Here is a 19,197-nt window from a genome sequence, read left to right as displayed (position 1 = left end):
GTTGCGGAATTCAGGCAAGCCACGCCCCGGCGCGGTCAACGCACCAGCACGTACCACCCGACGCCCCGCTGGCGGTCCACCGGCGGCACGAGGTCCACCGCCGTGTAACCCGCTGCCAAGAACCCTCCGAGGCTGTGGCGCACGGCCATCCGCCACGCCCGCGCCAGCTCGAGGTCGGTGCCTTTCAGGTCCTGGATCCGGGCCGGCACGGGCACTCGCACCCGCGGGGGCTGGGTTCGTCCGCACCGGGAGGACGGAGGCGCACCGCCCCGGGCACAGGCCAGCCGTCGGCGCGGACGTCCACCGCGAAGGCGACCAGGTCCTGGTCTTGGTCCGCCGCTCCGGCCAGGGACGCCTCTGGCGAGGCGTCGGCGGGCACGGAAGAGGCCGCGGGCTCCGTGTCCCATTCCGCCAGCAAGCGGTCGGAAGGCAGGTCGCGATTCAAGGCGTCTTGCATGGATCCGTAGAAGTCGGGCAGGTACGTGCGGGCCCTGGCCCGGAGGCGGCGAAGGTTGAGGTACGCATTGCGGCATTCCAGCGGGTCGAAGGTCCAGGTGATGGTGGGATAGCCGAGCGCCCGCGCATACTCCCGCTGGGCTTCCTTCAACCGGCGCCCGACGCCGCGATCCCGGTACACGGGGAGCACCCCAAGCATGTGGGAATGCAACACCCACCGCCCACCGTGCCGCGCCGGGAAGCCGTAGACGAAGCCGACCGGCTGCTCGCCCTCGTAGGCCGCCAGCAGCACCCCGCCGTGGCGCGCCACGACGTACAGCTGATGGGCAGGGACCACCATCGCCGGGTCGCCCCATACCTGGGCCTGCAGCGCTTCCAAGGCGCGACAGGCGTCCATCCGCTCTACGGGTCGGATCTGCAGTTCACCCATCGCCTTCCCCCGTACCCGAGGATGGTGGTTGCGGTATGGGTACTCTCTGTCTCGCCGATCCCCTGCTGCCCGGTCACGAAGGCGACGACGGAGCGGGCCGGTGGCGGAGACGCGGAGGGCGATGGCATCCAGCCACCGCCCTCCGCCCGTCCATCGGTTGCTCCGCGTGGCCATCCCTCGTCGGCTCCGCCCGGGCCCCCTCCGTCCGCAGGGGGCGCGACCGCGGGGGTTCAGGCTTCGCCCAGCTTGGCGAGGATCGCCTTCATGTAAGCCGGCAGGTCGTCCGGCGTCCGCGAGGTCACCAGGTTCCCGTCGACGACCACGGGCTCGTCCACCCACTCGCAGCCGGCGTTGCGCATGTCGTCGCGGATGGCCCGGACGCTGGTGGCCCGGCGGCCCCGCAGGACGTCGGCCGAGACCAGCATCCAGCCGGCGTGGCAGATGGCCGCCACCAGCTTGCCCTGATCGTGGATCTGACGGACGAACCGGACCATCCGCTCGTCGCGCCGCATGCGGTCCGGCGCGTAGCCGCCGGGGATCACCACCCCGTCGTAGTCCTCCGGCCGCACCTCGGCGATGGACTTCACGGCCTTGGCCGGGTAGTGGTGCTTGCTGGTGTAGGCGCGATCCCGCTCGCTGCCGATCAGGTCCACCTGGTGGCCCGCCTCCAGCAGGCGGTAGTACGGGTACCAGAGCTCGAGGTCCTCGTACAGGTCGTCGACCAGGATGGCGATGCGCTTGGCCGCCATGGGACCACCTCCCCCTCCATCGTTCCCCCGGGGACCGGGGGGATCAACGGGCCGCCGCCCGCCACGGGCCCATCGGCCAGCCCCCCATGCTCGCGTCGATCAGGCCGGCCTCCCGGTCGTCCGGCCGCCCACCGCCCGCACCTCGGCGTCGGCCGCCGCCCGTTCCGCCAGGATGGCGCAGACCGCCTTCAGGAACTGCTCGTCGTCGGCGCCGAAGGCGGCCAGCCGGTCGCTGTCGATGTCGATCTCGCCGTAGACCTTGCCGTCCCGGGCGATGGGCACGACGATCTCCGACTGGCAGGAGACGAAGCACTGCAGGTACCGCGGGTCCTTGCGCACATCGGGCACGTTGGCCACCTGGCCCGTGGAGGCCGCCCAGCCGCACAGCCCCGCGTTCAGGGGGATCTCCACGTGCTGGGTGGGCTCCGGCCCGTCCCAGGCCCACAGCTTGAGGCGATCGCCCTCCACCATGTAGACGCCCACCCAGGAGTAATGGGGGAACTCCCTGCACAGGCGGGAGCAGACCGCCTGGGCCAGCTCCCGGAAACGGGTCTCCCGGCCTGCCTCTTCCCGCAACCACGCCAGCGTGCGGGCCCGCAGCCCCTCGAGGGTGGACACGCCCCCCTGGGGCCCCGCGTCCCCGGCCGGTTCGTCCCGCGTGAACTCCGCCATCGCAACCACCTCGCCTCCGCATGCGGCACGCGCCCCAGGGGCGCCGCCCATGCCGGCGCCCCGGTCCCGGCAGCTCTCCTGCGGCCTTCCGCCATCGCCTGGGAGGCCGCAACTGAGACGCCGCAACCCCCCTGCGGCTCCCCACCGCGGTCGCCGCGCCCCCCACCGACAGCGCCTACCCGGCGCCCCCCGCCGCGGCACCGGCCTCCTCGGCGCCCCCCACCAGCGGGCCGATGACGGGCTTGCGCTCCAGCCGGTGCCAGGCCTCGACGAAGCGCACCGTCCCGGTGCGGTAGCGCATGGCCACCGAGTGGGTGTACACGCCGCGGCTGGTGAACTGGACCCCCCGCAGCATCTCGCCGCTGGTGATGCCCGTGGCGGCGAAGATCACGTCTTCGCCTCGGACCAGGTCCTCGATGCGCAGCACCCGGGCCTCGTCGATCCCCATGGCCCGCATGCGCTCGCGGTCCTCCTCGTCTTCGGGCCAGAGGCGCCCCTGCAGCTCGCCGCCGAGGCAGTACAGGGCGGCCGCCGCCAGCACGCCCTCGGGGGCGCCGCCGATGCCCACCATGAGGTCGATGCCGGTTCCCTCCAGGGCGGTGGCGATGGCGGCCGAGACGTCGCCGTCGGCGATCATGCGGATGCGGGCACCGGCCCGGCGGATGCGGGCCACCAGGTCGGCGTGGCGCGGCCGGTCCAGGACGATCACCGTCACGTCCTCGACCCGCTTGCCCAGGGCCCGGGCCACGGCCTCCAGGTTCTCCTCGATGGGCCGCTGGATGTCGATGGCGCCGGCCGCCGCCGGCCCGACGGCGATCTTCTCCATGTACATGTCCGGGGCGTGGAGCAGGCAACCCCGGGGCGCCACCGCCAGGACGGCGATGGCCCCGGGCAGGCCCTTGGCGACCAGGTTCGTGCCCTCCACGGGGTCGACGGCCACATCCACGGCGGGCCCCTGGCCGCTGCCCACCCGCTCGCCGATGTAGAGCCGCGGCGCCTCGTCCATCTCCCCCTCGCCGATCACCACCGTGCCGCGGATGTCCACCGTGTCGAACACGGCCCGCATGGCGTCGACGGCGGCACCGTCGGCGGCGTCCTTGTCGCCGCGGCCCATCCAGCGGGCGGCGGCCAGGGCGGCCGCCTCCGTCACCCGCACCAGCTCCAGGGTCAGTTCCCGTTCCATGCCGACTCCTCCAACCTGCCTCAGGGCCGGTCCTCCACACTACGCCGGGCGGGCACGGCCGGTTCTTCCCGGACGAACCGGCACGCGGCGCCGGGGCCCGCGCCCGCTCCGCCGGGCGGGCTCACGCCTTGCCCGCCGAGCCGAAGAGCCGCATCTTCTCCTTGACCTTCTCCTTCATCGCCTCGCGGGCCGGTCCCAGAATCTTGCGGGGATCGATCTCGTCGGGCCGGGCCGCCATGATCTCCCGTGCCTTGCCGACGAAGGCCGCTCGCAGCTCCGTGTCGATGTTGATCTTGCGGACGCCCAGGGGGATGGCGCGGCGGATGTGCTCCTCGGGGACGCCGCTGCCGCCGTGCAGCACCAGGGGCAGGTCGGGCATGAGCTGGTGGATGCGGGCCAGGCGGTCGAAGTCCAGCTTGGGCTCGCCCTGGTAGAAGCCGTGCTTGGTGCCGATGGCCACCGCCAGGTAGTCGACGCCCGTGCGCTCGACGAAGTCGGGCACCACCTCGGGGTCGGTCAGGACCACGTCCCAGTCCTCGACCCGGATCTCCTCCTCGACGCCGCCGATCTTGCCGAGCTCGCCCTCCACGGAGACGCCCACGGCGTGGGCGGCCTCGACGGCCTTGGCGGTCAGGCGCACGTTCTCCTCATAGGGCAGGTGGGAGCCGTCGAACATCACCGAGGTGAAGCCGTAGCGCAGGCACTCCATGACCTGCTCGAAGCTGGGACCGTGATCCAGGTGGAGGCAGATGGGGACCTTGGCCTCCTCGGCGGCGGCCGTCACCAGGGCGCGGATGTAGCGGATGCCCGCGTACTTGATGGCGCCCTGGCTCGCCTGGAGGATCACGGGCGACCGCTCCTCCTCGGCCGCCGCGATGATGGCCTGCACGATCTCCATGTTGTTGACGTTGAAGGCGCCCACGGCATAGTCGCGCCTCCGGGCGTCGTCCAGGAGTTCGATGCCGGTGACCAGCGGCATTGGGGGATCACCTCACCGAGGGTAGTCCACACCGCTCCCACGATAGCAGGAAAGGCCCGAGCGCGGAAAGCACGGCGGGCAGCACGCACCCCCGCCCTCGCCGACGGGTCGCCCGCGGCCCCTCCCCGCAGCCCCGTCCTCCGAGCGCCTGCCCGCCGGGTGCCGTCTCGCCGCCTCGGCCGCGGGCGCCGCACCCGGCGGCCCCATCCCCCGGAGCGCGCTGCTCCTCGGGGAGACCATGGCGGGCGGGCCCGGGCATCAGGGGCGGGAGGGGCGCGAGGGACGGGACGGACGGGGTGGACGGGAGAGGCCGCTGTGGCCCGGCCGGACGGCCCGGAACCACGCCGATTCGCCGGTGGCGAGGAGGACGCGGACGCCGCCCGACCCGTGCTCGCGGCGCACCGGTCCGATGTGGTGGAGCAGCAGCACCAGCTCCCCTGCGTCCCCCTCGAAGCCCAGACCTGGCCCCGCCGCGTCCCGCACCAGGCCGCGAAACTTGGAGGCGACGTCGGCCACCACGGCGTGACCGCCCATGAACTCCACCCAGACGTCCAGCGTCGCGCCGGCATCCACGGCGTCGAGCAGCTCGAGCAGCGGCTCGAGCCGCGCGGTGAGGCCGGCGAGCGAGGGATCGGCGGCCTCCAGGCGCTGGAGGTCGGCGACCAGCCGCCGCCGGCTGCTCAACAACGCCGGTCGTCCCCCTCGCTGGCTTCCGGCGTCGACGAGGGGGTCGCGACGGGATCGGCCCGATCCGCCGCTCTGCGGGCTGGCGCGGCCCGCGTCCCGCGGGGAGCCGGTTCGTCCCCATGGGATGGTGGCGGCGCGACCGACGATCCCGCGGGGGCAACCGATTCCCGGGGGAGGGGCGTCGCCGCCTGCAGGGGCTCGAGCCTTCGCCAGACCTCGGGGCGAGCCTTGCGCAGGTTGACTGGCTTGCCGCGCCGGTCGATGAAGGCATGCCGCGTCGTGCCCTCCGCCACGGGCTGCCCGGTGGCCGCCAGCCGCAGACGGTAGGCGAAGTCCATGCGGGTGGGCGTCAGGCGCTCCAGCCGCACCTCCAGCTCGAGTTCGTCGTCGTAGTCCACCGGCCGCAGGTAGCGGCACGCCGCCTCCAGGACGGGGAGGAACACGCCCTGGTCCTCCAGCTGGCGATACGAGAGCCCCATGCAGCGGATCAGCTCGGTGCGCCCGTCGGTGAACCAGTCGAAGTAGCGCGCGTAGTACGCCCGGCCCATGCGGTCCGTCTCGCCGTAGCGCACCCGCAGGCGCAGGGTCCAGCTGGCCAAGCCCATCGCCTCCTCGCCGGTTCCACCATACCACCTTGAGTGTCCTCAGTGATCGATGGCGAAGCTTGCGCCAGCGCCGGACCGTCACGGATAGTGACAGCCTGGAGGAAGGGGTGCAGGGTTTCTGGCATCGATTAAGTTGAAGGGGAGAGCGCGATTCGACCACTTCACCGGACGTGACCACGGATCACCCATGCTACGTAGCACCGCCGAAGGGTTGGTACTGGTCTGCATGGAACATCTAGTGCGACGTGGCCTCCGCCAGGTCATCGTTTGGGCCATGCCAAGGAGTGCTGCGTGGACCCTTCATCCCCTCGTTGAGCATGACCCTCGCTCGCTCTCGACTCACGGTACGGCGGGAGGCGGGTTGTTTGACGGCGAACAATGCGCGCCAACGGCGCCGGGTTGTCCTCCTGATGGTCTCACTGCTGGCATCGGTCACCGTGGTCTTGCTCGCCGGCATCTTCCAGAACGCGCCCGCCGGTGGACCACGGCTAGCCGGGGATCTGGTCGTGGCCACAGGTGACAGTCCGGGACATCCATCTACAAGCCGTCAGCGAATCAGCTACGAGGCTTCGTTCACCAACACAGGGAAGGCCCCCATTCACGGCTGGCGATGGGAGGTGGTCATCCCACCGGCCCTTCAATCGCGTCGAATCAGAGAGGAGCACAGGGCCAACCCGGATCCGCGATCCTCCCCTACGCCCCTTGACCTCAATCCCGGCGAAACCATTCGCATCACGGGCTATGTCGATGTGCGCACAGAAGGAACATCCAAGCAACAACTCGAGGCCATTATCGAGGACATCGTGGTCCGAATCACCAATGCGAATGGGCAAGCGATCCTGGAGCTGCCAGCTCGATAGGGCTTCTCCCGAACGCCGTCGACGCTGGCAAGGCGTTTCTTATCGAGCGCCGAGACTTGTTGCGATTACCGCCGGGTCACCCGGACTACAGCACGGGTCGACGCCAGCCTCGGCATGCCGAAGCCGTGAATCCGCTGGCTGTGCCCGAGCGGAGGCGGTGTTCATCGAGCCCCTTCCCTCCAGGACCACAGGGGCCCTGGGGTCGCGCATTCATCCGGAGAGATATTCGGAGACTGCCCAGACGAGCGCTGCGATCCCCAGGACGAGATTCAGAGCGTGGAACCACCAAAGCGGTTTGCGCCCCCGGGCCCGATCCAGCCGAACTCCCCAAACGGCAACAACGAGCAACGTCACACCGCTTGCGGCCGGTACGATGGCGTCCAGCACCGATCATCCACCCTCCTCCCTCGAGTCGGAACGGGTCCGTCCCCGCGCAGCACCACGTCGACCTGCGCATCGCTCACACGATGTCCTCGGGTTTGGACGCCTGGCCCCCCGCCAGGACGTCGTCGGCATCCACGCTCCAGACCGTGCGCCCTGATCTTCCGCGATCGCCGCCCTGGCGCGATCCCTCGCTTCCATGGCCGGTTCGGAGCCTGCTGACGTGGGTGGTCGAGGATGACCAACCCGGGCTGCTAGCGGGGGCTCGCCGTGCCGTCCACGGACAAGCGCCGGCCGGAACGGGCTCGCGGGTCGAAGAAGGTGCGGTACAGGCGGGCGTAGAGCCCGCCCCGGGCCAGGAGCTCGGCGTGGGTGCCCGTCTCCACCACGCGGCCGCCATCCATGACCACGATGCGGTCCGCCCGCAGGGCGGTGGAGAGCCGGTGGGCGACGACGAGGGTGGTGCAGCCGGTAGCCGCCAGCAGGTCCAGGGCCGCGTGGATCCGTTCCTCCGACGCGGCGTCCTGGAAGGACGTGGCCTCGTCGAGCAGCAGGAGCCGCGGGCGGCGGAGCAACGCCCGGGCGATGGCGATGCGCTGTCGCTGACCACCCGAGAGTTGCACGCCGCGCTCGCCCACCGGGGTGTCGTAGCCCCGGGGCAGGGCCTCGATGAACCCGGCCGCGTCGGCGAGCTCGGCCGCCTGCCGGATCGCCTCCGCCGTCGCACCGGGACACCCGTAGGCGATGTTCTCGGCCACCGTCCCGGCGAAGAGCACGGGCTCCTGCATCACCCAGGCCACCTGCCGGCGCAGGTCCTCCAGGTCGTAGTCCCGGACGTCACGGCCGTCCAGGTACACCCTGCCCCGCTGGGGATCGTAGAAGCGGGGCACCAGGTGGAGCAGGGTCGTCTTCCCCGCGCCCGAGGGGCCCACGAGGGCGATGCGCTCGCCGGGTTCGACCCGCAGGTCCACGCCCTGGAGGACGGGCGGACCCTCGGATCGGTAGCGGAACCAGACGCCGGCGAACTCGAGCGACGCGCCGCGGCCCGGTCGGGTGCCGTCCCCGACGCCCGGCCCGGCCCCAGCCCCGCCCGGTGCCGGCGTCCCGACGGCTCGTACCCGCACCCCGCCGGCGCCGGACCGCGACCGATCGCCACGGGTGACCATCCACCCGGCGGCGTCCCCAGCGCCGAGAGTCCCCTGGGGGGTGGCGCCGCGGCCCCGGGCCACCGGCACCGAACGGGTCCCCCCGCCATCCGCGGGCTGCGCCGTAACGGTCGGCGCAACCGCCCGGTCCGGCCGGTTCGCCCGCCGCGGACGCGGCCGCAGGCCGTCCCCCTCGCGGGTCGGGGCGCCCTCGGGAGCCAGGGTCAGGATCTCCTGGACCCGCTCCATGGCCGCCAGGCCTTCCTGCAAGATCAGGTGGAAGTTGACCAGGCTGCGGACCGGAGCCAGCATCATCCGCAGGTAGAGCACCAGCGCCGCCAGCCGGCCCGGGCTGAGCGCGCCGCGGATCGTCAGGTAGCCGCCGACGAACAACAGCACGAGGAGTCCCAGGTTCCCCAGGAGGTCGGCGCCACTCTCCATCCGCCCGATGAACCGCCGCCGCTCCATGTTGAGGGCCTGGTACCGCCGGCTGGCCGCGGCGAAGCGGGCCTCCTCGAAGGGCTCCCCGCCGTAGGCCTTGACCGTGGCGATGGCGCCCACCACCTCGGTGGCCCGGCCCGCCAGGCGGGCCGCCTGGGCCTGGATCTCCCGGCTCAGGCGCCGGATGCGGACCGTCTGCAGGTAGAACCAGGCCCCGGCCGCAGGCAGCAACAGGGCCAGCCCCACGCCCAGGGCGGGTTGCAAGGCGATGGCCGTGGCCACCACCGCCAGCACGCCGCCGAACTCGCCGGCCAGCCGCGCGAACACCGCCTGGACGAATCGCTCGATGGCGCCCACGTCGCTGGTCAGGCGGGAGACCACCGCGCCCTGGCGCTCGCGGTGGAAGTAGGCCAGGGGTAGGGATGCGATGTGGCGGAACAGCCGCACCCGCAGGTCGTGGACCACCCGTTGGGTCAGGTCGAAGGAGACGTAGACGGCGGCGTAGTGCACCCCGGCCCGGCCGGCTACGAGGGCCAGGGAGATCAAGGCCCCCCACCCCAGGAGCGCAAGGTCGCGGGCCGGGATGACCACGTCCAGCAGCCACCGCAGGATCTGGGGGATCCCCAGGTCGAGGCCCGACCGGCCAAGGAGCAGCACCACGGCCAGGGCCGCCTGGGCGCGGTGGGGGCGGAGGAGGCGCCGGTAGGCAGCCCAGGCGCTGGGGACGGCGGCGCGCTCGGGGAGCCCATCCGCTCCTTCCCCGCACGGCGTCCCCCCGGGCCGATCGGGACGGGGACCGGCCGCGCGGGGGCTCGACGGACGCGGGCGCCAGCGAGGGACCATGGCGAATTCATTGTACCGCGGCTGCCGGAGCCGGCGCCCCTCCCGGACGGCCGCTGGCGAGGCCCACGTACGTGATGCCCTGGCCCGGCTCCAGGCGGATGAAGCGGGCCTCACCGTCCCAGGTCAGCTTGAGCCAGATGGGCGTCCGGAGGGCGGCCTCCAGGACCCGGGCGGCGCCGGGGTCCAGCGCCGACGGGTCGGGGACGGCCGTCTGGCGGCCGACCACCAGACCGCGCGGGCTCGCGGTCCCGGGGCCGATGTCCACAGGATGGGCCGCGTCCGACCCGAAGTCGAGCCGGCCGGAGTGGATCCACCGCGCCATGGCCTCGTTCAGTCGGGCCGCGGCGACCACCCCGCGGAGCACCCGTCCGCCCCGCGGCTCGATCCAGATCTCGTAGCGCAATTCACGCCACGGCACCCCGGCTTCGCCCGCGGCGGCCCACGCAGGGTCGGGCGCGGACCGGGTGCGGCCATCTCCCAGCGTCACCGTGGCGCGGATGCGCACCGCATCGGCCACCGTCGCGGTGGAGACGAACCGGTCGCGTGGAGGCCACCCCTCCGTGTCGTGGGGGGCGACGGGCTCCTCCATGGGCCCGCATCCGGGCAGGACGGCCACCGCGGCGGCCGCCACGAGGAGGGCGATCCAGCGGGCCCCGCGCCTGGCACCTCGCCGCAACCGCCGGGCCCGGCGCCTGGGTCCCTTCCGCGTCCGCTGCGACCCTGCCCCTCCCGGCGACGGCCCCATGCGCCCACACTCCCCTGGCTGACCGGTCCGCGGCGGACGCGAGGCCGGCCGTCCTCGTCTGGTTCCACTCCGACGCGGGCCACGGGCCGACGCCGGCCACGGGCCATGCCCCGGCGGGGGCCGCGGGCGTCCGCCCCGGCGTCGGGCACGGCCCTCCGCCCTGGCGCGGGCCTACCGCGACAGCTCCCCGAGCCGCACCGCCCGCGTGTGGACGGTGGGCACCCACTGGCGGTTCCGCGGCGTGAGCAGCGCCCACAGGACCACCAGGATCCACGAGTACTGGAAGATCGGCAGCAGGGGCAAGAACCGGTAGGGCCGCAGGGGCAGGCGGTCGAGCACCAGCACCAGCAGCGGCCCGATCACCGCGAACAGCATCGTCAGCCGCAGCGGCCAATCCGGCAAGGGCACCCAGCCCCACCGGCTCAGATCGCCACCCGCCAGCACGGTCAGACTCGAAGCCGCCGCGGTGACCACGAGGTGCAGCGGCCGCGTCAGGTCGAACACGAACTCGAACTTCACCGGATCCAGCTGGCGCACACCCGCCCAGAGGAGCCGCGGCGCGTGGATCAGCATGACCTGCACGTTGCCGCGCGCCCAGCGCAGCCGCTGACGGCACGAGGCCACGAAGCCCGTGACCTTCTCGTCGTAGATCCGCGTCTCGCGGGCGAAGGTGGTCACGTAGCCGTGCAGCAGGGCCTTGGCGGAGAACTCGAGGTCTTCCGTCAGCGTGCGGGCGTCCCATCCGACCCGCTCCAGGACCTCCCAGGCGATGCACATGCCCGTGCCCGCCAGCGCGCCGCAGAGCCCCCAGTTGTGCCGCGCCTGCAGGCGCCAGCGGTTGCTCATCCAGAAGCTGAAGGCGAAGGCGGCGGCGACCCAGCTGTCGTCGGGGTTCTTGGCGTCCACGTAGGCCTGGATGATCTTCTCGCCGGCCGCCAGGCGGTCGTTCATCACCTGCAGGAAGTTGGGCTCGACCAGGTTGTCGGCGTCGAACATCGCCACCGCGTCATAGTGCCGGCCGAGGCCCGCCAGCCGCTCCAGGGCGTACGCGATGGCGTACTGCTTGCCTCGCCGCCGGGTGTCGAAGCGCTCCCACACGTGGGCGCCCGCCGCCCGGGCGGCCGCGGCGGTGCCGTCGCTGCAGTTGTCGGCGATGACGAAGACGTCATAGAGGTGGCGGGGGTACTCCTGCCGCCACAGGCTCTCGATCAGCGGGCCGATCACCGCTTCCTCGTTGTGGGCGGGGATCAACACCGCGAACCGCATCCGGGGCGCGGTGCGGGGAACCGGACGCGGGTTGCGCAGCCCGCCGAGGTAGACGGCCAGGTTGTAGACCACCACGAAGACCACGGCCGCCTCGAGGCCACGCAAGAGCCACACCGGCCAGACCGGCGCCCCGATGACGGTGGCCGCCGGATCCAGGTACGTCACGGCTCTCCCTCCCCACCCGGCCGGGATGGCCGGAGCCGTCGCCTCCGGCACGGGCTCCCATCCAGGGAATGGAGCGATCCCTGGATCTCTCCCGAAATTCCAGCATACTCCGCCCACCGCGGTCGTCAACGGGGCGGCCCGAGGGTCCTCACGGCCCCAGGGATGGGCGAACCTCCTCCCCATCTTTCGGACGAACCGGGCCGTGCGTCGGTTCCCGGCTGCGCAGGGCCATGGGCAGAGGGTAGTCCACCCGCAACCGGCACCGGTCGGCGTCGAGCTCGAGCCGCAGGATCAGGGGATCCTCCCCTCCGCCGCCCTCGGCGGCCTCGGCTCCCGCCGCCCGCCGCGGCACCGCCTCGAGCGGCCAGCGGGCGGCCACCCACCCGACGGGGACGCGCTCCAGCGGCCCCGCCTGGCACGACCGCGTCGCGGCCGCCAGGACCTGCGACCCCGCCACCAGTTGCCACGTCCATCGACCGGCCACGGCCTCGCCGCTGTCGTTCACGAGCCACACCGGCAGACGCAACGCCGCACCGGGCCGGCCGCGCCGCGGCCAGGCGCCCAGCACGAGGCGCACCGGCCAGCACGCCTGCCGGTAGGCCCGGGCGGCCTCGCGCGGCCGTCCATCCGCCGTGTAGAGGCCGAAGGCCGGTCCCCCGGGGGCATCGTTCAACGCGTACACGAACCCTCCCCTGGCCGGATGGGGACGCCGGCGGAGGATCTCCATGGCATACCTTACGAATGTTGCCTGGCGGGTTTGGTCGAACGCGGGCGCCCCCATCGACGAGACCACGGCCGCGTGGGGCACCAGGCGCAGGCGCCGCTCGATGGCCACGGGGTCGGGTGGCGTGCCAGCAGGCAGGAAGAGGCGCGCATCCCCGCCGCTGCGGGTCCAGGAGGGGACGCCGACCCGCGCCAGCACGGGCCGCCCGGGGTCCAGGGCGCGCAGCCGTCCCGCCAGCTCCCCCACCCGTCGGCCCTCGGCGGACCAGGGCCACTCGGGTCGTCGCACCGGTGGCACCCGCCTCCGCGAGCGGCCGGTCGGCGTCCCCGGCAGCGCCGCCGGCGGCACGGCGGGCTCCTGGGCCACCGCCCAGGCGATGACCGCCGGCCACCGTCCGACGGCATCGACCCACCCGTCCAACTGGGCGGCCAGCGTGGCCGTCGCCTCCCGCGTCACCGGTTCGACCAGCGGGAGGTCCTGCCACACGGCGATGCCCAGGCGACTGGCGGCCTCGTAGAGGGCCGGGTGGGCGGCATGGGCGTAGACCCGGAGGGCATTCAGCCCCAGGGCCCGCGCCCGCCGGACCCAGGCGCGGGCGCGGCGTGGGGTCACGGCCCCCGGCCAGGGCGCGAGGGGGAGGACGCACGCGCCGCGGAACGCCAGGGGCTCCCCGTTGAGGAACCAAGCCTCGGGGTCGCGGGTGACGAAGCGGATGCCGACCAGCGCCTCCAGCTCGGGCCATGGACGCCCGTCCTCGGCGACGGCCCGCGGCGGCACCCCCGCCCTCTCCGCCGCCAGTCCCCAAGGGGCTTGGCCGCCGCCCGGCGAACCCTCCCCGGATCCCGGCGCGAGCGCCGGTTCGAACCACGCACGCAGGCGATACAGGCAGGGACGACCTCGCTCCCACACGGTCCAGAGGCGCGGCGAGGGCAGGGAGAACCAGACCTCCCACGCCCCGCCCGGGGGCGCGGCCTCCACCTCCCAGGCCACCCGGACACCGGGCGCCGCGAAGCCCTCCGGCGTCAGGTCCAGCCAGCAGCGGCCGCGCACCGGCTCCGTCGCCCAGTAGCGGATACGGGCGCAGCCGTGCACCACCGGCAGGGTCGCGGCGGCCTCCGGCCTGGCGGCGACGGTCCCGTCCTCCGGGCGCAGGAACCAGGACAGGCCGGTCAGCACGACGCCGCGGAAGAACCGAAGCCGCACCGGTCCCGTCAAGCCGGGCGGGAGGTAACCCGGCGGGACGGCCTCGGGCCGCGCCCAGGCTCCCCAGCCGACGGGGCTCTCAGTCCCCGCGACCTCGATCTCCAGCTGGTTCGTCCCCGGTCGCACGGCGTCGGTCACGTCCACCGCGGTCGGCACCTGCCCCGCCGCGGGGACCGGGAACTCGCGGTCGTTGAGCCGGACGCGGACCCGTCCCAGTGCGCCGTCCAACTCGAGGCGCGCCGCCATGCCGGTCCATGCCGGGTCCACCTGGACGGTGCGCCGGTAGACCACCACGGGGGACGGCGGCGTCCCCGGGGGCGACGGCGGGTCCCGCGGGACCCAGAGGGTCTGGGGGCGTGCCGCCGTGTCGGGCCGCGCGACCTCCCAGAGACCGGCCAATTCGATCACCCGCTGCCCCACGGCTCCTCGCCGCTCGGCCCGGGCGCCGGGAAGCGGTCCACCGGGGGCGTCGCGGCGCGCGCGAATCGTCGGTTCCACGGCCAACACCTCCCTGGGGGGACCCGTGCGTGCGGCTGTCGGGGCCCGTGCATGCGGCTGGGTGGGGGCCCGCGCACCCGGCTGGGTCGGGGCCCGTGCACCCAGCTGGGCGGCGGCGCGGCGCGGTGCGCGGCGGCCTGCCCGGGCCGCCGCGCCGCCGGAGCGCCCCGGGGCCCGCTCCTCCCCGGCCGCGGGAAGACCGTCGCCGGGCCCCGGGGAGCGGGCCGCCGGGGATGCGACCCGCTGGCTCACGGGCCCGGATGCCCTCGGGTCGACCGGGGGCCGCCCCCGCGGGGCCCCGCGGGGACAACCCTATGCGCCGGTCCGCGGGATGATGCGGCCCGGGAAGGAAGTCCCTTCCGTGAGGGAGAAGGAGCCGCCAGACCGGCGGAGGGGAGAACGGGCGGCGAGGCCCATCCTAAGGCAAGGCCCATCCTGGGCCTGGAGCCCCCGGTGGACAGGGGCGGGGGCTGGGGGCCGCGCGCCACCCCGAAGGGAGGCGAGACCATGCCCAAGCGGGTCGAGCTCTACGTCCAACCCGGGTGAGCCGACTGCCGCCAAGCGGAGGAGTTCCTCCGCCAGCGGGGTGTCGACTTCACCCTCTACGACGTGCGGAAGGACCCCGAGGCCTACGAGCGCCTGGTCAACCGGTACCAGAGCCGCGTCACGGCCACGGTGGTCATCGACGGCGAGGTGTTCCGCGGCTTCGGCCGCAACCGCGAGGCCATCGAGCGGACGCTCGAGGACGGAGCCAGCGCGAAGGGGCAAGGGGCCGGCGCCGGGAGCCGTTGACCGAGGTCCCCAAGCCCACCGCGCTCCCCAGGGCGGCCAGGGGATCGGGGCCGAAGGCCCTGATCCCCTGGCCGGATCCCCTGGCCGTCCCGGACCCCTACCCTGCGCGGGAGGACCCGGCTGGACCGAATCCGCGGTACGCCCACCGCCATCGCCGCCGCCGATCCGGCTCCCGCCCCGTCGTGCCGGCCCGCGCCGCCCGGCGCCGCCGACCGCCTTCGGGGATCGCTGCGCCCGCGCCCGCACCGCCCGGAGCCAGCCGGCGACACCCTGCGGGGCCTCTGCGCCCCTTGGACCCGGCAACGGCCTTCGAGGCCCCTGCGCCCGCCCCGCGCGGAACCGGCCACGCCCTGTGGGGCCCCCCGCCCGCACCGCCTGCACCCGGCAACGCCCTTCGCGGCCCCCGCGCCCGCACCGCATCGCCGGCGTACCGGCGCCGTCGACCCCCGGCCGGGCCCCAGCGCGCGCACCGGCCTGCGGGGATCCTTGCGCCTGCACCCGCCTGCGGGGACCAGGCCGGGTCAGAATACCGGCAGGTACTGGTCCAGCTCCCATTGGTGGACCTGGACCCGGTAGATGTCCCACTCCATCCGCTTCGCCTCGAGGTAGCGGGTGAAGAGGTACTCGCCCAAGGCGTCCCGCACCACGGCGCTGACGCGCATGTCGTCCAGGGCCTCGCCCAGGCTGCCCGGCAGCGGCTCGATCCCCCGGGCGCCGATCTCCGCCGGGTCCAGCTCGAAGACGTTCTCCTCCAGCGGCGGGGGCGGCTCCAGCCGGCGCTCCAGGCCGTCGGCGCCGGCCCGCAGCAGGACGGCCAGCGCCAGGTACGGGTGGCAACACGGGTCGGGGGCGCGCCACTCCAGCTCGCCCGCCTCCCACCCCGCCACCAGCCGTGCCAGCGGGGCGTGGGTCTCCTGGCCCCAGACCACGTACACCGGGGCCTCGAACCCCGGCACCAGGCGCTTGTACGAGTTCACCAGCGGGTTGGTGATGGCGCAGAGCGGCCGGGCGTGCTGCAGCAGCCCGGCCAACCAGTGGCGGGTCAGCGCGGCGCGGCTCCACGGCGCCCCCGGCAGGGGTCGCAGCCGCATCCGCACGTGCAGCCCGGAGCCGTGGCTACCCGTCCGCGGCTTCGGCAGGAAGGTGGCGTGCATCCCGTGGCGCTCGGCCACGGCGTAGACCGTCCGCTTGGCGACCAGGAGGTGGTCGGCGGCGGTCAGGGGCGGCTGCCAGCCCAGGTCGATCTCGTGCTGGGCGGGCGCCACGGCGTGGTGGACGGACTCCACCACGACGCCCATCCGCTCCAGCGCCAGGGCGACGGCCTGGCGCACCGGCTCCCCCGCATCCCGCACGGATAGGTCCAGGTACCCGGCCCGGTCCGGCACCCGCACCTCCGGCCGGCCGCGGTGCCGCCGCAGCAGGTAGAACTCCATCTCGAAGGCGAACTCCACCGCCACCCCGAGGCCGTCCAGGCGCCCCACCGCCCGCCGCAGGCGCTCCCGGGGGCAGCCCTCGAAGGGCTGCCCCTCCCGGGTGTAGATGGCCGCCGGCACCGCCGCCACCCGTTCGTCCGCCGGCGTCCACGGGAGGACGAACACCGCCTCCCCGCCCGCCCGCAGGCGCATCTCCCGCTCCTCGATCCGCATGAACCCCTCCAGGGAGGCGCCGTCGACGCGGACGCCGTCGCCCCACGCGGCCGCCGCCTGGAGGACGGGGAGGGTCAGCCCCTTGTGCACGCCCAACACGTCGGCGTAGACCAGCTGGACGAGCTGCACCCCCTGGGCCTGGAGGCGCCGCGCCGGTTCGTCCGGAGGAACCGGCTCAGCCGGCGGCCGGCGCATCGCGCGGTACCTCCTGTGCGCCCGCGCTCAGCCCGGCGCCGAGCGGCGCCGGGCTGAGCGCATCGCCCGGCATGCGGACCTCCCGCAGGCTGCCCCCACCGCCGGAGGGCTCGCCGGAGGGCCATGCCGGCTGCCCGGCTTGACCGGGCCCGCGCCGCTGCCGGCGACGGGCCTGGTAGAGCACGGCCGGATCCAAGGCCGGGTACAGGCAGCGCGCCGTGCCGACCCCGGGGACCGCAGGCGCCGGACCCCGGAACAGCCGGTCGATGCGACCCAGCCCCGATTCGGGGCCCGCATCGGAGTCCGTACGGGCGTGCGGCGGGACGGCAGCCGCCGCGCGGGGCGGGGAGGCCGTGGCCTCGCCCGGTCGCCCGGCTCCGGCCGCCCTCCCGCCGCCCGCGACGGCGCCCGCGGCGGCGACCTCCCCGTGGCCACGGGATCCGCATCCCGTCGGGGGGGCGGCCCGCGCCGTCACGGCGCGCCTGCCGGCCGCACGGCGCACCGTCGCGGCCACCGGCACGGGAAGCGACCAGGGCTCGGCGGCGGCCAGGGCGGCGGGCAGATCCGGCGGCCCCATGGTCTCCTCCCGGCCGCGCCGGTCCAGGAGGCGCCGGCGGATGTCGTCCAGATGCAGCCCCTGCTGCAGGAGCCCCTTGATCTCCAGCAGCCGATCGACGTCCGCCTGGCTGTAGCGCCGCTGATTGCCCGCCGTCCGCGCCGGCCGGATCAGCCCCGCCTTCTCGTAGTAGCGGATGCGGCGCTCGCTCAGACCCGTCAGGTTCGACACGGCGCCGATGGAATAGAGGGGCAGGTTGCGGTGCCGGGACACGCCAGCCCCCTCCCGTTGCCGTGGGCTCCTTCATACATATGGCGGAGCGGCGCCGGTGTGCCCCGTCGCCGGCTGCGATCCCCCGTACCCCCAAGCGCCGGGGAGCGTCCTCGTGCCCCGCGGACCCCTGCGGCGCGGGGGACCTCCGGCGGGGGACCCCCGCATCCGGCTCCGCCGGCGGTCGGGCTGGAGCCCGCCACGTCCCCAGGGCGCGGCCCCCTGCCGGCGCCGGGGACCGACGGTACCGTGCAGAGCCGGGGCGGCCGTCCCGCGGCCGGCGGTCGCGCCGTCCCCTCGTCCGCCGCCGGGGGACGCGTCCCGGGCCCTCGCCTTGGGCCGCGTCAGGTTCCCTGACACGGCGGGACGTCGGCCCATCCCCGGACTGGCACCCCCACCCCTCCGGGCCCCATAGCGTGTAGCGTCGCGAATCGGTGGCCGACCCGGGACGCCCATGTCACGCCGTCGACCGGCGTCCGGGCCGGTGCCATGGGGGGCATCGGCATGTCGTCGCGGTATGCACGGGTGCGTCGTCTGTTCGCCAGCGGCAACACCGGCCGCGGGTTCCGTTCCTACTTCGATGGGATCCCGTGGCCGGAGCCGCGCCGGGTGTTCGTGCTCAAGGGTGGGCCGGGGACGGGCAAGTCGGCGGTGATCCGCCTGGTGGCCGAGGGCCTCATGGAGCGCGGCGTGGCGGTGGAGCTCTTCCACTGCCCGTCGGACCCCGCATCCCTCGACGCCGTCAACGCGCCCGACCTCGGGCTGGCGGTGCTCGACGGCACCCCACCCCATGCCGTGGAGCCGCCGCTGCCCGGGCTCGTGGGGCGCCTGCTCAGCCTGGAGGCCACGGCCGACCGCGACCTCCTGGCGGCACGCCGGGAACGCATCGCCGCCACCGGCCGGCTGGTTCGTCAGCGGTTCCAGTTGGCCCACCGCTACCTCGCGCTGGCCCGGGACGCGCTGGGCCTCTACGAGGACTTCTATGAGCACGCGGGGGCGTTGGACCAGGCGGCGCTGGAGCAGGCCGCCCACGAGATCGAGGCGGCGATCTTCGACGGCCACCACCGCCTGCGGCGGCCCGGACGCCGCGGCCGCGTGCGGCGGTTGTTCGCCAGCGCCGTCACCCCCGAGGGTCCGCGCCACTTCCTCGACAGCCTGCTGGACCCGCTCCCCAGGCGGGTGTTCGTCCGCGGCAATCCCGGCACCGGCTGCGCCGTCCTGGTCGAGCGGATCGCCGCGGCGGCCCTGCGCCGCGGCTACGACATCGAGGCGTACACCTGCGGGCTCGACGGCCGGCGCCTGGACCACGTGATCATCCCGACGCTGGGGGCGGCGGTGGTCCACAACGCCTATCCCCACACGTACGAGCCCAAGGCCGGCGACCTGGTGATCGACACCGCCGCCTTCGTCGACGTCGAGTCCCTGGAGCGGTATCGGGAAGAGATGGAGGTGGCCCAGGCCCTGTTCGGCCAGGCCTTCGACCAGGGCATCTGGTACCTGCGCCGGGCCCTGATGGCCCACCAGGAGCTGGAGCAGGCCTACGCCACGCCGGAGCTCAGGACCCAGGTGGAGGCGTACGCCCGGCAGATCCTGGCCGAGGCCGACGCCCTGCGCGCCCGGCTCCCCGCGGCGGACGAGGGCCAGCAGCTGGCGTGAGCTGGCGTGATTCCGCGTGGCCCCGACAGTCGGCAGGGACCGTGCGCAGG

Annotated in this window: 18 protein-coding genes; 3 read left to right on the top strand and 15 right to left on the bottom strand. The window is 74.3% G+C overall.

Annotated features, from left to right (window positions below; genetic code table 11):
- Positions 1-35: 35 nt before the first annotated feature.
- The 8 genes from E1B22_RS12675 to E1B22_RS05945 all read right to left on the bottom strand — a co-directional run bounded on the left by E1B22_RS12675 (position 36) and on the right by E1B22_RS05945 (position 5,755).
- Entirely contained in the window at positions 36-209 is a 174-nt protein-coding gene (locus E1B22_RS12675) for a hypothetical protein (RefSeq protein WP_167758858.1), read from the bottom strand.
- A complete protein-coding gene (locus E1B22_RS05975; RefSeq protein ID WP_167758857.1) occupies positions 185-886 on the bottom strand; it encodes a GNAT family N-acetyltransferase in 702 nt (233 codons plus the stop codon). Before E1B22_RS05975 ends, E1B22_RS12675 begins: the two co-directional genes overlap by 25 nt.
- Before the next feature lie 230 nt (positions 887-1,116).
- Positions 1,117-1,635 carry a type 1 glutamine amidotransferase domain-containing protein gene (locus E1B22_RS05970; RefSeq protein ID WP_135224946.1) on the bottom strand — a complete coding sequence of 173 codons (519 nt, stop codon included), beginning with the start codon at positions 1,633-1,635 and terminating at the stop codon, positions 1,117-1,119.
- A gap of 99 nt (positions 1,636-1,734) precedes the next feature.
- Positions 1,735-2,307 carry a GAF domain-containing protein gene (locus tag E1B22_RS05965; RefSeq protein WP_135224945.1) on the bottom strand — a complete coding sequence of 191 codons (573 nt, stop codon included), beginning with the start codon at positions 2,305-2,307 and terminating at the stop codon, positions 1,735-1,737.
- A 175-nt stretch (positions 2,308-2,482) separates the two neighbouring features.
- Positions 2,483-3,490, bottom strand: a complete 1,008-nt coding sequence (gene glpX / locus E1B22_RS05960) for a class II fructose-bisphosphatase (protein WP_135224944.1) — start codon at positions 3,488-3,490, stop codon at positions 2,483-2,485.
- 121 nt (positions 3,491-3,611) lie between these two features.
- Entirely contained in the window at positions 3,612-4,469 is an 858-nt protein-coding gene (locus tag E1B22_RS05955; protein WP_135224943.1) for a class II fructose-1,6-bisphosphate aldolase, read from the bottom strand.
- A 258-nt stretch (positions 4,470-4,727) separates the two neighbouring features.
- Positions 4,728-5,153 carry a glycine dehydrogenase gene (locus E1B22_RS05950; protein WP_135224942.1) on the bottom strand — a complete coding sequence of 142 codons (426 nt, stop codon included), beginning with the start codon at positions 5,151-5,153 and terminating at the stop codon, positions 4,728-4,730.
- Entirely contained in the window at positions 5,150-5,755 is a 606-nt protein-coding gene (locus E1B22_RS05945) for a thioesterase family protein (RefSeq protein WP_243123782.1), read from the bottom strand. Before E1B22_RS05945 ends, E1B22_RS05950 begins: the two co-directional genes overlap by 4 nt.
- Before the next feature lie 371 nt (positions 5,756-6,126).
- On the opposite strand from E1B22_RS05945, the gene E1B22_RS05940 reads away from it, so the two are divergent.
- Entirely contained in the window at positions 6,127-6,621 is a 495-nt protein-coding gene (locus E1B22_RS05940; RefSeq protein ID WP_135224941.1) for a hypothetical protein, read from the top strand.
- A gap of 210 nt (positions 6,622-6,831) precedes the next feature.
- On the opposite strand, the gene E1B22_RS12670 is transcribed toward E1B22_RS05940, so the two are convergent.
- The 5 genes from E1B22_RS12670 to E1B22_RS05920 form a co-directional block, all read right to left on the bottom strand.
- Positions 6,832-7,008: a hypothetical protein gene (locus E1B22_RS12670; protein ID WP_167758856.1), complete on the bottom strand. Its 177-nt coding sequence runs from the start codon at positions 7,006-7,008 to the stop codon at positions 6,832-6,834.
- 248 nt (positions 7,009-7,256) lie between these two features.
- Positions 7,257-9,248: an ABC transporter ATP-binding protein gene (locus tag E1B22_RS05935; protein ID WP_243123781.1), complete on the bottom strand. Its 1,992-nt coding sequence runs from the start codon at positions 9,246-9,248 to the stop codon at positions 7,257-7,259.
- A 190-nt stretch (positions 9,249-9,438) separates the two neighbouring features.
- Positions 9,439-10,020, bottom strand: coding sequence for a hypothetical protein (locus tag E1B22_RS05930; RefSeq protein ID WP_135224939.1), 582 nt, complete (start codon positions 10,018-10,020; stop codon positions 9,439-9,441).
- A gap of 327 nt (positions 10,021-10,347) precedes the next feature.
- Positions 10,348-11,607, bottom strand: a complete 1,260-nt coding sequence (locus tag E1B22_RS05925; RefSeq protein WP_135224938.1) for a glycosyltransferase family 2 protein — start codon at positions 11,605-11,607, stop codon at positions 10,348-10,350.
- A gap of 148 nt (positions 11,608-11,755) precedes the next feature.
- Positions 11,756-14,032 (bottom strand): hypothetical protein, encoded by a 2,277-nt coding sequence (locus tag E1B22_RS05920; protein ID WP_135224937.1) that lies wholly within the window; start codon positions 14,030-14,032, stop codon positions 11,756-11,758.
- A gap of 507 nt (positions 14,033-14,539) precedes the next feature.
- Between E1B22_RS05920 and E1B22_RS05915 the strand changes: the two genes are divergently transcribed.
- Positions 14,540-14,824, top strand: coding sequence for a glutaredoxin domain-containing protein (locus tag E1B22_RS05915; RefSeq protein ID WP_135224936.1), 285 nt, complete (start codon positions 14,540-14,542; stop codon positions 14,822-14,824).
- 521 nt (positions 14,825-15,345) lie between these two features.
- On the opposite strand, the gene E1B22_RS05910 is transcribed toward E1B22_RS05915, so the two are convergent.
- Both E1B22_RS05910 and E1B22_RS05905 read right to left on the bottom strand, forming a co-directional pair.
- Positions 15,346-16,665 (bottom strand): glutamine synthetase family protein, encoded by a 1,320-nt coding sequence (locus E1B22_RS05910; protein ID WP_135224935.1) that lies wholly within the window; start codon positions 16,663-16,665, stop codon positions 15,346-15,348.
- Positions 16,646-17,494: a MerR family transcriptional regulator gene (locus tag E1B22_RS05905; RefSeq protein ID WP_135224934.1), complete on the bottom strand. Its 849-nt coding sequence runs from the start codon at positions 17,492-17,494 to the stop codon at positions 16,646-16,648. Before E1B22_RS05905 ends, E1B22_RS05910 begins: the two co-directional genes overlap by 20 nt.
- A gap of 501 nt (positions 17,495-17,995) precedes the next feature.
- Between E1B22_RS05905 and E1B22_RS05900 the strand changes: the two genes are divergently transcribed.
- Positions 17,996-19,147, top strand: a complete 1,152-nt coding sequence (locus tag E1B22_RS05900; protein WP_135224933.1) for an AAA family ATPase — start codon at positions 17,996-17,998, stop codon at positions 19,145-19,147.
- Positions 19,148-19,197: the final 50 nt, after the last annotated feature.

It is taken from the genome of Thermaerobacter sp. FW80, assembly GCF_004634385.1.
Taxonomy (GTDB): Bacteria; Bacillota; Sulfobacillia; order Thermaerobacterales; family Thermaerobacteraceae; genus Thermaerobacter; species Thermaerobacter composti.
Note: the sequence above shows the minus strand (reverse complement) of the source record. Positions and strands in the feature narration are given on the sequence as shown.

Coding starts and splice junctions, on each gene's coding strand:
- E1B22_RS05975 (WP_167758857.1), bottom strand. CDS start 886: ATGGGTGAACTGCAGATCCGACCCGTAGAGCGGATGGACGCCTGTCGC.
- E1B22_RS05970 (WP_135224946.1), bottom strand. CDS start 1,635: ATGGCGGCCAAGCGCATCGCCATCCTGGTCGACGACCTGTACGAGGAC.
- E1B22_RS05965 (WP_135224945.1), bottom strand. CDS start 2,307: ATGGCGGAGTTCACGCGGGACGAACCGGCCGGGGACGCGGGGCCCCAG.
- glpX (WP_135224944.1), bottom strand. CDS start 3,490: ATGGAACGGGAACTGACCCTGGAGCTGGTGCGGGTGACGGAGGCGGCC.
- E1B22_RS05955 (WP_135224943.1), bottom strand. CDS start 4,469: ATGCCGCTGGTCACCGGCATCGAACTCCTGGACGACGCCCGGAGGCGC.
- E1B22_RS05930 (WP_135224939.1), bottom strand. CDS start 10,020: ATGGAGGAGCCCGTCGCCCCCCACGACACGGAGGGGTGGCCTCCACGC.
- E1B22_RS05910 (WP_135224935.1), bottom strand. CDS start 16,665: ATGCGCCGGCCGCCGGCTGAGCCGGTTCCTCCGGACGAACCGGCGCGG.
- E1B22_RS05900 (WP_135224933.1), top strand. CDS start 17,996: ATGTCGTCGCGGTATGCACGGGTGCGTCGTCTGTTCGCCAGCGGCAAC.